The sequence below is a fragment of the Undibacterium sp. Ji22W genome, assembly GCF_049340305.1.
Taxonomy (GTDB): domain Bacteria; phylum Pseudomonadota; class Gammaproteobacteria; order Burkholderiales; family Burkholderiaceae_D; genus Undibacterium.
Window position 1 is genome coordinate 284,565 of the sequence record NZ_JBMPOU010000003.1, and the last position, 13,777, is coordinate 298,341.

Here is a 13,777-nt window from a genome sequence, read left to right on the forward strand (position 1 = left end):
GTAGAAAAAATTTTTGGAGTAAAAAATGTCATCCCAGAACCAAGCCAGCACCTTACAAACGAGCACAATAGTAAGGCGACAAAATTCCCTTATGAGCATTCTCGCGAAGCAAGGCATGCCGCTCGCTTATTTGATGTTGTTCGCGATATTATCCCTCACCGTAGAGAATTTTTTCTCTGGTACCAATCTGATCGGCTTGATGTTGTCGGTTTCGCAAATCGGTATGGTCGCATGCACCATGATGATGTGTCTGGCATCACGTGATTTTGATTTGTCGGTGGGGTCAACCATTGCTTTTGCCGGTGTCCTTGGTGCACTCGTTTTAGAGCACGCTGATAGCGTGGCGCTAGCGATCGGCGCTGCGGTATTGGCAGGCGCTTTGATCGGTGCTGGCAATGGCATATTGATTGCCTACCTGCGGGTGAATGCACTCATCGCGACTTTGGCGACCATGCTCATGGTGCGCGGTTTGGCGTTTATCGTATCGAATGGTCAGGCAGTCGGAATTGCGAATGAAAGCTTCATGAGCTTCGGCGATGCGCGCGTTGTGGGTTTGCCTATGCCAGTCATCGTTTTGGGAATTTGTTTTTTGATTTTTGGTGTATTGCTGAACCACACCGTGTTCGGGCGCAATACATTGGCAATAGGTGGCAACCCCGAAGCAGCTGAGTTAGCTGGTGTCAAAGTACGAGCATTAAGGGTGTGGATCTTCTTGATACAAGGGGTGGTGACTGCGATCGCAGGTTTGATTTTAGCCTCTCGGATTACTAGTGGGCAGCCCAATGCAGCTCAGGGCTTTGAATTAGATGTGATCTCTGCTTGTGTATTGGGTGGTGTTTCTCTGCAAGGCGGTAAGGCAAAAATATTCGGTGTACTGATCGGGGTTCTAATTATGGGGACAGTCGAGAACGTCATGAACTTAAAAGATGTCGACACCTTTTACCAATATCTCATGCGCGGCCTTATTTTGTTGGCAGCTGTGATGTTTGATCAATTCAGAACGCGGGGGCGTCATGGCTAATTTAAGATTAGAAGGCAAGGTCGCCATCGTCACAGGATCGACCTTAGGCATAGGCGCAGCAACCGCCAGAGCTTTTGCGCGCGAGGGCGCGAAGGTGGTTTTAAATAGCCATGTGAACGATGCTGCCGCGCAGGCTATCAGTGCAGAACTGGGCAGTGAACATAGCTTGTTTGTGAAAGCCGATGTGGCTGATAGTAAGGCGATGGAAAGCTTGGCAGAACAAGCTTGTGCGCGCTTTGGCAAGATCGATATTTTGATCAATAACGCCGGTATGAATGTGTTTTCCGATCCCTTGGAAATGACGCAAGAGCAATGGCAACGCTGTTTTGCTGTGGATCTGGATGGCGTCTGGAATGCCAGTCGTGCCGTGTTACCTCAGATGCTGGCGCAAGCGGCGGGATCCATTGTGAATATCGCCTCTGTGCATGGACATAAAATTATTCCTGGTTGTTTTCCGTATCCAGTGGCGAAGCACGCTTTGATCGGCTTGACGCGTTCGCTGGGGATTGAATATGCGAGACGCGGCATCCGTGTGAATTCCATTTCGCCGGGATTGATATTGACTGAGGCCATACAAAACTGGCTAGCATCTTGTCCCAATCCAGAAGCCGAGCAGCAACGTCAGGCCGATTTATTACCTTGTGGCCGTATAGGCTTACCAGAAGAAGTGGCGCAGACTGCACTGTTTTTGGCGAGTGACGAAGCACGCTATATCAATGCCACCGATATCTTGATCGATGGCGGACGTAGTCAGCTGTATCACGAGTAAGCGCATAGGCGTGCATAGACGTGTATCAACGTGCAGAACAATCAGTAAGTTCAATGACCAGGTGAAACCATGAGAGACCCGATTGCTGACCGTTTTGTCCGCACCCATTTAAAAACCCGCCATCTGGTATTGCTGGTCGAATTAGGTCGTCATGGATCAATTTTGCGCGCCGCCGAAGCGGCACACATGACGCAACCTGCGGCTTCCAAATTATTAGCAGAACTTGAATACGCTTTAGGCGTGCAATTATTTGAACGATTAGCACGGGGCATTTCTCCGACCTGGTATGGTGAAATTATGGTACGCCGTGCCGGCACGGCATTGGCAGAAATGAATACCGCGCATCAAGAAGTGATGGAATTATTTTCTGGTTTGCGCGGACAGGTAGCGATCGGTACGGTGATTACACCATCGACTAGTCTGGTGCCGCGCGCAGTGAAAAAATTCAAAGAGAACCATCCCAAAGTGAATGTCTCCATCGCGGTTGATACCAGTACGCTGTTATTGCAGCAACTGCGTTCAGGCGAACTCGATATGATGATAGGTCGTTTGATTTCGGGAAACGATAGTTACGCCGAATTGAAATTTGAAGCACTACAAGATGAACCGCATAAACTCATCGTGCGGCCCGATCATCCGTTTGCGAAACGCGATAACTTGCAATTAGCTGACTTGGCAGAAGCCGCCTGGATCTTGCCGCCATCGGGCAGTATTTTACGTGAACGTTTAACGGCCCTGTTCCTCGCGCAGGGGGTCGATTTGCCTTCAGATGCGATAGAAACTTCAGCAATACCCGTGATCACCAGCTTATTACTAGCTAGCGATTTAGTGATCGCGTTGCCGCCAGAATCGGTCCAGCATTATTTGGATTCTGGCCTCTTGGTTGAGCTGCAATTTGATCTGGGTTTGCGCATGGATGCCTACGGCATCATCACGCGCAAACAACATCGTCTGTCGCCAGGTGCGCAGGCTATGCTCGACGTTTTGCGTCAGGTCGCCGATCAGCGCAATTAGGATCGTTGCCGATAACATTTATCTTCGTTTTCAGTAAAAACGATACGAGAGAAAAGGCGCTTTTTCTTTTACTTCTGTCCTGCACTCGCACTCGCAATCAGTTTCGCTTTCGCGATTCGATGTTTTCTTTCGACGACCAATTGATTCGTCTCATCGCCAATCCTACTTCCATGGATGCAATTCATGGCCTAATCTGGCAAGTTCCGCGACAAGTTTGGTGACGTGTAGTCGCGACCACAGCGGATACCAACGTGTTGGTACAATAATTTGGTCAGTCAGCACATCGCCAGCGAATTGGTTCATCGACGCTGACGTACTTTCCCTCTATCTGCAGACGACACCTTTACTAAAGCCACAGGCGCGAGGTGTCAGTGTCGATCAACCTCGCATGAACATTAATTTCACGGGCTGGAATCGCGACGTACGGATTTATTTTGATGCACCACGCCCGCCGATACTCTTGCATGTCGACGCAGGTTTGGGATTTCTAGGCCTACATTCGCCCCAGAAGAAAATGACTTATGTGTAGAGCCAGTCGCGGTATGTGTACCGATGTTTTCAACCTCACACAGTCTTACCCCAGCGAGCAATGCGGCGCGTAATCATTGTCGGCTGGTACCAGTATTTGAAATACAGTGGGTATTATTTCTATAAATTTACGGCGGTCTGCCGCTGCAATTCTTTGCCAGCCATATCTTTGCCATGATGCCAAATCTACTGCCTTATAATCCTAAGTTTTCTAAAATCAAGTGAAACAATAGGAACAGAAAAACTCATTATTCTCGAAGGAGATAAATTTGACGATGTTGAAATACATACGAAGTCAATTTGGCAAATTGATTTTTAATGAAGGCACCTAACTGACTAACTGAGAAGCCATTGTCGTCTATGTGACCATATCTAGAATAATCGTAACGCAGAGTTATGCGGCACGCTTCAACACTGATGCAGTCCAATCGATGACTTCATCTTTTGATGCCCTATGCGCATTAGAGATTTTTTCGTGAATTTTAGTGACCTTGACAACAATCGCCCTTTGGGTGGCCCCATATGTGCAGTTGCTTCCATCTAATCTGGAGGTGTTTACTGTTCGTTATATTTCTTTAGAATTTTAAGAAAGCTCTTGTCTCTCTTCATTTCATCTAAGGTGTTATTCCATTGAGCAACAATCGCTGCATCCGTGTTTTTCGAAACAGCGATGTACAAGGAATTTTTAAATAGATCGTAGGCAAGTTTGACGTCGGATGCCTGGTAGCCTGCTAAATTTGCCGTGATGGCGACACCTTTTTTTGCGTCGGCGTAGGCGGCGATGCGGCCTATCATTAATTTTTTAAAGCTTGAGGTGACCGAGCTGGCGCGATCGAGATTGGTGAAGCCTAATTTGCTGAGAGTTTGGTCACGGATATCATCACGATACACGCCAATTAGACCGATTTTTTTGGCATCCTCAAGCTTCTGAATATGAATGGTGGAATCCGCTTTGACGTAAAGACCATATTCAATCATTAGGATGGGGCCTATCCATTGGTAAAGATCTTCTCTATCAGGGGTACGTGCCATCGTGAACAGAAGACTATTGGGCTCCTTGTTCAGCTTGTCGATCCCTCGTGACCAAGGTACGACCTGAATGCGATCTTTATTGCCGATACGTTTTTGGATTTCTTGTACGACTTCAACTGTTAGTCCAGTGAGGTTTTTATTTTCGTCAAAAAATTGAAGTGGCTTATCGTCTTCGCAATACAGAGACAATATGGGTTTGGCAGGAGTCTGCGCAAGTACTTGTGTATTTAAACAGAGTAAGCTGGCCGTTATCAGGAGAATTTTTAGTAAGACCATCATTTAGCAACTACCCAGATTCTTAATCCTTATGAGAGTTAGGGTTATTAGTTCTCTTTTTCGAAACATTGAGATATCGATTATAGCTAAATTTATTCCGACAAGAAGAATTTCTGATGGGCTTCTCATATCCTCTGTACTTTTCAATACTTCATTTGATTTTCAATCCACTGAACATACTTAATCGATTGTTGTTTTAAGATTGGGAATAAGTTTAGATCAAGGAATATTTGTCCGCAGTTCGTGCACAGAAATTTCATACGATGGTCGTACTTTGATGTTTGCGTACGATAGAAAAAAACTGACACCGCATTGCTTGCCGATGTCAGTTTATTGTTGGTTAAAAAAAATACTGCCAACTTACTTCTAATTTATTCTGAAGTTACTCCCAACTAGCCCCAACACTAACATTACTAAATGGCGTTTTCGCTTTCAACATAATGTAGTACCAAGAATTCGCGGTTGGTGTAGCGAATGTGATGCTTTCGCTATTGCCTGCTTTGGCGGATGCGCCATCGTAAGCTGTGGTGCTTGGGTAGGCATCTTTTTTGACATACAGATCGACATCGCCGCTACCACCGCCAGTGAAGATTTTCAGATTTTTAGCACCTGCAGGAACCATTACGTAGACGTAGCTTTGTGTATCGGAAGTTACGTTTTTTAAGGAACAGTTATTTCCCAGATAGTAAGGATAAGGCGTGCTGCAATTTGGCAAAGCAGTCACAGGATCGATAGGCAATGGTGGGGTGCCAGCAGTCGTTGCAGCTTGTACCCAAGTCGCAAATTCAATGTCATAGCGCGTGCCGATATTGTTCATATAGGTTTGATAGCCATCGTAATCGCCAGCACGGAACTTGGCCAACACAGCGTCTACGTCAGCACGATGTCTTTCGTTCATAAAGCGTACCGCCATATAGCCCCATGGATAAGCGCGATTCGCATAGTCGCTCATGTAGTAGGTATTACCCAAGATGGTGCTGAGTGGGTAAGTGGCTGTTTTTGCGAGGTCGATGGCACGTTGGTTATTGTTTTTGTAGGACAGGTATTCAGCGACACCTTCTATCCACCATACGGTAGGTTTAGTCGTTGCCGCGCCAAAATCGCCATACATATTGAAACGGCCGTCGAGGAAATGGATGTATTCATGTTCCAGATTCCAAACCGAGAAGCTAGGACGTAACCAGGATGCTTCGTGCGCAATGAAACGCGCTTGATTATTCACATCGGCTGGATTGCCTTCTAAGTACATACCGCCATTATTTGTGCTGATTCCAAAAATAACGCCCGCATATTTGTTGTAGTTGGTGTAGTCGTCAAATACCACTAATTCCAAAGATTTGTTGTTGTCATTCGCAACCGGTGTGCGGTTGGTTGGTAGCATGGTATGGAAGTAGGTTTCTTCTGCTGCCAGCAAATCGCAAGAATTTTGTAGTTCTGCTGCACTCATATCTTGCGCACGAATTTTGATGGTTGGGCTGCAGGTATAGTTATTTTTCAATACTACATTAGCCAGTGTGGTTTCAAAATTACAGGTGCCATATTCGCTGCAATTGGCATTGTCATAGTATTTCACCGCAGAGGCTGCACCTAGCCATAAATCGCTGTCGGCTCCAGTCATGGTGCTATTCGCCAATTGGTATTGCACCATAGGCTTGACCGCTGGTTTTAAATTGCTGTACTGCATAAAGCGGAAGGCTTCGTTCTCAGCATCTTTTAATTGATAGCTATAGTAAGTATTGAGCAAGGCTGCTTTGTTATTCACAATAAAGCCGTTCAATGCGTTGGCATAACTAATGTCTTGCAAAGTGCTTGCGGCATCAGTCCTAAAATGCGCGTAGTACATCACAATCAAAGCGCCGGTAAAGCCGTCTGTGGCGGTGTAATTGAATAGGCCATTGACTGCATTTGGATTGCTCGCCGTGTTGGTAAAACGCGTGAATACATTCTTGATACTAGGCAGATAGTAAGCTTCGTCACGAATGTTGGTGATTAACTTCATCACCTCGATTGCCGTGGAAGATGCGACTGGATTATATTGGTACAGGATGTTGCCATTCACCAGCGCCGCAATTGCTGGGCGTATGCTAGTTTTGGTACTTGTTGGCGCCTGTGCTGCACTCATTGTGTCACTGAGAAAATAACCTGCACGCAGATACAAAGTCAGATTGACGAGTGCCATGTTGCTGGCATTGTAGTTGCTCGCTTCTTGAATTAAACGGTTTGCGACTGCTGTGTAGTTGGCAGCGCTGTAGATCGTTGTTGCCTGCGTGCTGTTGAGTTGAAACAGTGGATAGGTACATTCAAAATCAGGCAGGTTCACCAAGTAGTCAGCTAGCGCAGTGCCGCTGTAGCTGCTGAGCTTTGACATGTCTGTACATTCCGCAGCTTGTGCTGGGGTAAGACTGTTGAGACCAGCGTTCCCGCCGCTTGTCAGCAACTTGTTGTTTAAGCGGGCATCTTTTTTTCTTGGCGACAAATTAAACTTCACCTGCTCAGTGGTCGGCGGCAGGACTGAGCGTTGTTGTGGCATCGGTGCCTGCTTTAACTTTTTGTGTTCCGACCCGTGATCCGCGATGTGGGTAATTTTCGGATCTGCGGCAAAACTGGTATTGCTCATACTGCTTAGGCTAGCCCCGACTAGGCCTACCATCAACAGTGATTTCAACTGGTAATTCATTGTTATCTCCAAGATTGATATTTTTATGGTCTTTGCTCAACAAAGTTGGCGTTGATCAAAGCCCGCTTCTTTAAAACGACCGTCAAATTGCGAAGACTGGCATGCCATTTCTTTAGATTAGGTAGGTTGCAATTGAGCGGTCCGTTCATCTTATTAATATATCTGAGAAATATCTAATGATGAAATCGAATAGCTTGCTGAGAAGGAATTTATTGCAGATGCCTATCAATTTAATTTCAAAAAAATAAAATAAAAGAAAATTAAATATCTTAGATATTTAATTTGTAGAAATTAAATTTCATTGTTGGTGTTTTTTTTAGCCAATTCTAGAGCTATCTGGCCAAATTACCTATCTAAAAAAATGCACAATATTTCATCAAAGAAAATATTTGTGGTGGATCGTCATTATTTCAATTTGCATTTTTAGTAATTTATTGCGAAATTTGAACCGACATTGATCAAAGTGTTTTATTTTCACCACGTTCACTTTTGGGTACCGAAAACATGCCTTCAGAGTGTCAATGAATAGCTATTCCAAAACGAAATAGCTCACAACATTTTATTCATAAATATATTTAGCTCGGCTCATTTAAAGTTTTTTCGTGGGGTGTCATTGCATGGAGGTCTGTGCAAATTTAGCTCGAAAAATCTGATTTCATGTAAGTGGTATTAGTTCTTAGCCAGATTTTGACGGATGAATATCAGCGTGCCTGATCGATACATCACGCCATAATAATTTTGAAAATCTTAGAAGAATTCAAGCTGGCTAAGTTTATTGGCCTGCATGACAAAGTTGCAGCATATGACTGCACTGAATGAATTCATATCACCCTCAACTTTTTGGTAAGGTAATTTTATGACGCAGAGTAAATTTTTCACACAAGGCCTGCAGCGAAAGGCGATTAGTGTCGCCATTGGCTTGTGCTTCGCGGGATTCGCGCATGCACAAAATGCGGATGGCACAATTTTTGGACATGCCAAGGCAAAAGCACAGATTCAAATTATCAATCTGGAAAACGGCACAAGCCGCACCATTGAGGCTGGCAAAGATGGTGACTTCACCGTGCCGCGTTTGCCGACCGGTTTCTATAAAGTGATTTCCGGTGGCGTTACTCGAGAGGTGCAGGTTGTGATTGGTACTGGTACAGAAGTTCGACTAGATGATGTACAGACAGTAACCGTGACTAGTTCACGTATCCGTAGCGCGATTGACGTCTCTAGCGCTGAATCCAACGTTGTGTATACCAATAAACAAGTGATCGCACTGCCAGTTGGGCAAGACGCGACCTCCATCGCTTTGTTAGCACCTGGCACGGTGAAAGGTGTCGGCGGATTTGGTGGTTTGGCATCATTCGGTGGTTCTTCGGTCGCTGAAAACGGTTACTACATCAATGGTTTTGATGTGACGAATATCCGTAAAATGATGACCTTCTTTAGCTTGCCATTTGAGGCGCTCAACGAGCAACAAGTCAAGACGGGTGGCTATGGTGTTGAATTTGGTCGTTCCATGGGGGGTATCATCAACTCCACGACAAAACGCGGTACCAATGAATGGAAGTTTGGTGTTACCGCATCCTATACCTCTTCAAGCCTAAACACGAAAGACGACAAGGTCGTTATTAGTCGAGAGCCAGAGGATATCAAGAACGGTAATAAATATGTTTATTACACAAACCCAGCAAATCGAGGTTCTGGCTTGAATACTTCCGTCACAGCTGGCGGGCCAATTATTAAAGACAAACTGTTCATGTTCGGTATGTTGCAGGCGAATCGGACTAATTCTGATGGCTACGGCAATACAGGGAGTAGTCATTTCCAAAATAATTCTCCTCAAGGTTTGTTGAAACTTGACTGGCAAATCTCTGACGATCATCGCCTTGAATTTACCGGGATTGATGCGGGCGGGAAAAGTAATAGCATCGGCTACAACGCTTATTTAGATGCGAATGGCAATCAAGTCGATCCGGTCCATTACAGCCAGACGCATATTGGTAAAGCGACGCCGACTTCGCTTGAATATAAGAATCATTTCGAGGTTCTAAAATACACGGGCTATTTGACTGATAATTTGACCTTGTCCGCGCAAATTGGACGCACTCAAAATAGTTCACGTTTTATTGACCCGCAAGCTTTCGGTTCCGAATGTCCTGCTATTTTCTTTAATAATGCATGGCAGGGCGGTTGTTTTGATCCCAATCATCCGACGGTGCGCGATCTGAAAGCGCCTGATGATGGCGATAGTCGCAAAGGCAAGCGTTTAGATCTTGAATACAATATTGGCGGTCATACGCTCCGCGCTGGCTATGATAGCCAAAAATTTGTGTCAACCAATGCAGGCTATACCTATAGTGGCGGTGTTTATTATCGTTACTACGATCAAACAAATCGAGACGGTTCAGTTAATGGCGTCCCAAATGCTGTGCCCTATGGTTCAGAATACGTTCGCGTACGCCACTACCAAACCACCACAGGTGCGTATGAAGTCATCAACAATGCCTGGTACCTAGAAGACAATTGGAAGGTCGCTAAAAATGTGGTTTTGATCGGTGGTTTGCGTTCTGAAGCCTTCAACAATAAAAATGCCGATGGCGTTAGTTTCTTGAAGAAAGACAATCTAATTGCGCCACGTTTGGGCGCAGTTTGGGACGTCAATGGCGATGCGTCCATGAAGGTATATGGGAATGTGGGACGTTACTACATTCCAGTGCCATCCAATATCAGCGTTCGCGCAAGTAACTCTGAATACATGATCGGTCAATTCCATAGTTTTACTGGAAAAGATCCTAAGACACTTGCTCCAATTACTTTAGGCCCACAAATTGGTTCATCGATTATTACCGGTAGTTTGCAGGCACCAAATCCAGCAACACTGGCCGATACTGACTTGAAACCCATGTCACAAGATGAACTGATTTTGGGTTTCCAAAAAGCGTTGACTAAAGATTGGACTATTGGCGTGAAGGCTGTGTATCGCAAGGTTCAAAATGGTATGGATGACTATTGCTCTTCCGGTGGTATCGCACAATGGGCAACAGATAATGGCTATACCAAGTTTAATCCTGGCACGATTCCAACCTGCATGATGGTCAATCCAGGCAATGACTTGAATTTGGCACTTGATCTGAATAACGATGGAAAAATGCAGACTGTCAGAATTCCAAATAATTATTTAGGTTTGGCGAAATATACCCGTAACCATAAAGCATTGGAAATCGGTCTCGAACATCCATTTGATGGTAAGTGGGGAGTACAAGGCGCATACACATGGTCACGTACGGAAGGTACAGCAGAAGGCTTTGTGCAATCTGATTTGCAGCAAGATGATGCAGCCGGATCGCAAGACTTTGACTTTGGTTCCTTCACGCATGGTGCCTATGGCCGGACAGCCAATGATCGTACCCACCACATCAAACTCAATGGTAACTATGCGATTAACGATAATTTCCGTCTCGGTGGTGTTTTTGATGCAGCGTCTGGTCGTCCAACTAGTTGCTTAGGTTATGTTCCTCCAACTGTTAAAGATTTTTATGGACCTAATGGCTCAACAGCGGGTGGATCTGGCGGTTACACATCGGGTTCTAGTTACTACTGCTTGAATGAACAAGGTGTGACTACTTTAGGCCATCGTGGTAGTGGTAAGTTATTGCCATGGACGACGTTTTTCAATCTTGATCTTTCTTATATCAAGAAGTTAGCGAATAACAGCACCTTGACTTTGCAATGGAAGATCTACAACCTGTTTAATACGCGCACGGTAACCGAGATCGCTCAGAATCGTGACTATAGTCGCCAGGACACGCTCCAAGCTAGTGGCAATCGTCTTAATTTGAATTATCAAATACCAACGGGATTCGCGCCGCCACGCACCATGAGTTTGCATGCTCGCTATGAATTCTAATTTTTAGTTTTTGGTTTTCCGTACTACTCCTCAAGTAGCTTTGGGGCTGGCGTTCGCGTCAGCCCCTTTTTTCGTTTTAGATGACGGCCGCGCGATTTTGCGAATGGCTAGTGTGTAGAGACATTAAGATCGCCTTAGACTGTGCTATTCCAGTTTCGTATATCAACGCAGAATTAATTCATAAATGCGATCTAACTTGCTCCTATAAGCTAGTCACTGGCAGCCTGTATAGAACCTGAACACACTGTAACTTTCACCAACCAACCTGATAACCAGAGACAATAAGAGACTACAAGATGAAGCGTTTAATTTATTCCTTACTACTCAGCATCGTGAGTAGTGTTTTGCCGCTGCAGCATGCGCAAGCTGAAGCAGCGCCACCACGCCCGCCACGCCAAGGTAACGGACTCGCGTTGACACCACCCATGGGCTGGAATACCTGGAATAAATTTGGCTGCAATGTGAGCGAAACTTTGATCAAACAAGCAGCCGATTCTATGGTCAGTAATGGTATGCGTGATGCAGGTTACGAGTACATTGTGATCGACGATTGCTGGCAAGTCGGACGGGATAAAGAGGGTAATATTTTGCCTGACCCAGTACGCTTCCCATCCGGTATGAAAGCGCTAGGCGAATATATTCATTCCAAAGGATTGAAGTTTGGTATCTACTCTGATGGTGGCAGCCTGACCTGCGGCAAACGTCCGGGTAGTCTCGGACATGAATACCAAGATGCCAGAAAATATGCCGAGTGGGGTGTCGATTACCTGAAGTATGACTGGTGTTCGACTTACGATCAAAATGCGAAAGCGACTTACGAAAATATTAGCGATGCTTTGCGCGCAACGGGCAGACCTATCGTGCTGAGTATTTGTGAATGGGGCTTACATAAGCCGTGGGAGTGGGGCAAAAATGTCGGCAATCTGTGGCGCACCACGGATGACATTTATGATCACTGGCAAGGCATACGCACTTTCGAGCACGGTGTAATGGATATTCTCGATCTGCAAGTCGGCTTAGAAATCTACGCCGGCCCCGGACATTGGAATGATCCCGATATGCTGGAAGTGGGCAATGGCAAAATGAGTTTTGAAGAATATAAGTCGCATTTTAGTTTGTGGGCGATACTGGCTGCACCTTTGATGGCAGGTAATGATCTTGCTAACATGTCAGAAGAAACAAAATTTATTCTAACTAACAAAGAAGTGATCGCTATCGATCAGGATGTGCTTGGCATTCAAGGCAAACGCGTATTCAAAAATGGCGATCTCGAAGTCTGGGCTCGCCCGCTCAAAGGTGGCGGCAGAGCGATCGTCTTACTCAATCGTAGCTTAACCACACAAGCGATTACCGTCGATTGGGAGATGCTAAATCTGCCGGAGCAATTAAGTATGAAGGTGCGCGATTTGTGGCAAAAGAAAAACCTAGCGAAGGCCAAAGGCAGTTTTACTGCCGACGTGCTGTCACATGGTGTCGTGATGCTACGCTTGGATCTATAATCTTTTTTGTTCTGTTGAGTATTAGAAGAGATTCTTGCCTTAGCGTAGGGATCTCTATTTCCATATATTTTGTCGTATACGAGATACAACTCATGCGCCTATCTTCTCAAAACTCATTCGCAGCTAGTTTGCTTCTTGCAAGTTGTTTTGTCTGGTCGACACCTGCTAGTGCACAAGCGAATATTCCCGCCTTTACGCCACGGTGGTCATTGCAAAATGGGGGGCTCGCCTGGCAGGTCAAAGATGCTCACACCGATCAATTAGAGATGAGCGGTCGTCAAGTCTCTGCAGTCATTGATTACGGCAGCGACGCGCAAGCTAATTTGGTATTGAAACGCACCGTCGTGTGGCCTATGTTGCGTACCATTCCCGACGATACTCATGCCAGTTTGATACGCCAATTTTCATTGCCGGATTCACCGCGCTTAAGCATTAATGGTAGGGAAGTTCAGCAAGAAAAACTGATACGCGTGCATTTCGATGGTCAATTGCGTTTGGTGTCCGAGCTAGCCAATGGCATACAGTTAACCCGTTTATTATCCCCCGCGCCCGACGAACCTGCCTTAATCGAACGTTTGATTTTAGAGAATCATAGTGGCAAGCGCTTGCAATTTAATTTTGCTGCACTACAAAAAATCGAAACCACGGCTGCCAATGCTGGTACGCACGGATCGTATGTGATTCAAGCTACTTCAGCCGCCCGTCAGGGGGACTTAAAAGACGGTGGAACGACCGTAGTGGATGTGGTTTACAGCGCGCGGCTGGCGAATGAAATGGTGTATGTGGATGTGGCCGAGCAGTTAACAAAACGTCAGTCTAAATTACAAGAGTGGCGAAGTAAGTTGGTCTTAGAAACGCCAGAGCCTGCTTTAAATGCGATGTTTGATTTCGCTAAAATCCGTGCGGCTGAAAGTATCTTTGCGACCCGTGGTGGTCTGTTGCATGGACACGTTATTACGCAGCGATTTGGGCGAATGATCAGGCGGAATATGCGAATCCCTTCTTCCCATATCTAGGCGATGCCAGTGGTGTCGAATCTGCAATCAATAGCTTCCGTTTATTT

10 protein-coding genes are annotated in these 13,777 nt (G+C 45.6%); 7 read left to right on the forward strand and 3 right to left on the reverse strand.

Annotation, left to right across the window (positions count from 1 at the left end):
• Positions 1–91 precede the first annotated feature (91 nt).
• The 3 genes from araH (at position 92) to ACO0KW_RS13915 (ending at position 2,804) form a co-directional block, all read left to right on the forward strand.
• Entirely contained in the window at positions 92–1,021 is a 930-nt protein-coding gene (gene araH / locus ACO0KW_RS13905) for an L-arabinose ABC transporter permease AraH (protein ID WP_423053827.1), read from the forward strand.
• Positions 1,014–1,790, forward strand: a complete 777-nt coding sequence (locus tag ACO0KW_RS13910) for an SDR family oxidoreductase (RefSeq protein WP_423053828.1) — start codon at positions 1,014–1,016, stop codon at positions 1,788–1,790. The genes araH and ACO0KW_RS13910 overlap by 8 nt, the downstream gene beginning before the upstream one ends.
• Before the next feature lie 69 nt (positions 1,791–1,859).
• Positions 1,860–2,804: a LysR substrate-binding domain-containing protein gene (locus ACO0KW_RS13915; RefSeq protein WP_423053829.1), complete on the forward strand. Its 945-nt coding sequence runs from the start codon at positions 1,860–1,862 to the stop codon at positions 2,802–2,804.
• Positions 2,805–2,966: 162 nt separating this feature from the next.
• Here ACO0KW_RS13915 and ACO0KW_RS13920 read toward each other — a convergent pair whose 3' ends face one another.
• Positions 2,967–3,107 carry a hypothetical protein gene (locus ACO0KW_RS13920; RefSeq protein ID WP_423053830.1) on the reverse strand — a complete coding sequence of 47 codons (141 nt, stop codon included), beginning with the start codon at positions 3,105–3,107 and terminating at the stop codon, positions 2,967–2,969.
• Positions 3,108–3,192: 85 nt separating this feature from the next.
• Here ACO0KW_RS13920 and ACO0KW_RS13925 point away from each other — a divergent pair, with 85 nt between their 5' ends.
• Complete coding sequence (locus ACO0KW_RS13925) at positions 3,193–3,333, forward strand: hypothetical protein (protein ID WP_423053831.1); 141 nt, start codon at positions 3,193–3,195, stop codon at positions 3,331–3,333.
• Between the two features lie 554 nt (positions 3,334–3,887).
• Here the strand turns inward: ACO0KW_RS13925 and ACO0KW_RS13930 are convergent.
• The gene (locus ACO0KW_RS13930) at positions 3,888–4,643 is read right to left on the reverse strand and encodes a substrate-binding periplasmic protein (protein WP_423053832.1); all 756 of its coding nucleotides are present in this window, start codon (positions 4,641–4,643) and stop codon (positions 3,888–3,890) included.
• A 379-nt stretch (positions 4,644–5,022) separates the two neighbouring features.
• Entirely contained in the window at positions 5,023–7,317 is a 2,295-nt protein-coding gene (locus tag ACO0KW_RS13935; RefSeq protein WP_423053834.1) for a collagenase, read from the reverse strand.
• An 856-nt stretch (positions 7,318–8,173) separates the two neighbouring features.
• On the opposite strand from ACO0KW_RS13935, the gene ACO0KW_RS13940 reads away from it, so the two are divergent.
• The 3 genes from ACO0KW_RS13940 (at position 8,174) to ACO0KW_RS13950 (ending at position 13,730) form a co-directional block, all read left to right on the forward strand.
• A complete protein-coding gene (locus ACO0KW_RS13940; RefSeq protein WP_423053835.1) occupies positions 8,174–11,215 on the forward strand; it encodes a TonB-dependent receptor in 3,042 nt (1,013 codons plus the stop codon).
• A 296-nt stretch (positions 11,216–11,511) separates the two neighbouring features.
• Positions 11,512–12,714: a glycoside hydrolase family 27 protein gene (locus tag ACO0KW_RS13945; RefSeq protein ID WP_423053837.1), complete on the forward strand. Its 1,203-nt coding sequence runs from the start codon at positions 11,512–11,514 to the stop codon at positions 12,712–12,714.
• A gap of 92 nt (positions 12,715–12,806) precedes the next feature.
• Positions 12,807–13,730, forward strand: coding sequence for a hypothetical protein (locus tag ACO0KW_RS13950; RefSeq protein ID WP_423053838.1), 924 nt, complete (start codon positions 12,807–12,809; stop codon positions 13,728–13,730).
• The last annotated feature ends 47 nt before the right edge of the window (positions 13,731–13,777 follow it).

Coding starts and splice junctions, on each gene's coding strand:
- ACO0KW_RS13930 (WP_423053832.1), bottom strand. CDS start 4,643: ATGATGGTCTTACTAAAAATTCTCCTGATAACGGCCAGCTTACTCTGT.
- ACO0KW_RS13915 (WP_423053829.1), top strand. CDS start 1,860: ATGAGAGACCCGATTGCTGACCGTTTTGTCCGCACCCATTTAAAAACC.
- araH (WP_423053827.1), top strand. CDS start 92: ATGAGCATTCTCGCGAAGCAAGGCATGCCGCTCGCTTATTTGATGTTG.
- ACO0KW_RS13935 (WP_423053834.1), bottom strand. CDS start 7,317: ATGAATTACCAGTTGAAATCACTGTTGATGGTAGGCCTAGTCGGGGCT.
- ACO0KW_RS13910 (WP_423053828.1), top strand. CDS start 1,014: ATGGCTAATTTAAGATTAGAAGGCAAGGTCGCCATCGTCACAGGATCG.
- ACO0KW_RS13920 (WP_423053830.1), bottom strand. CDS start 3,107: ATGAACCAATTCGCTGGCGATGTGCTGACTGACCAAATTATTGTACCA.
- ACO0KW_RS13940 (WP_423053835.1), top strand. CDS start 8,174: ATGACGCAGAGTAAATTTTTCACACAAGGCCTGCAGCGAAAGGCGATT.
- ACO0KW_RS13950 (WP_423053838.1), top strand. CDS start 12,807: ATGCGCCTATCTTCTCAAAACTCATTCGCAGCTAGTTTGCTTCTTGCA.
- ACO0KW_RS13925 (WP_423053831.1), top strand. CDS start 3,193: ATGAACATTAATTTCACGGGCTGGAATCGCGACGTACGGATTTATTTT.
- ACO0KW_RS13945 (WP_423053837.1), top strand. CDS start 11,512: ATGAAGCGTTTAATTTATTCCTTACTACTCAGCATCGTGAGTAGTGTT.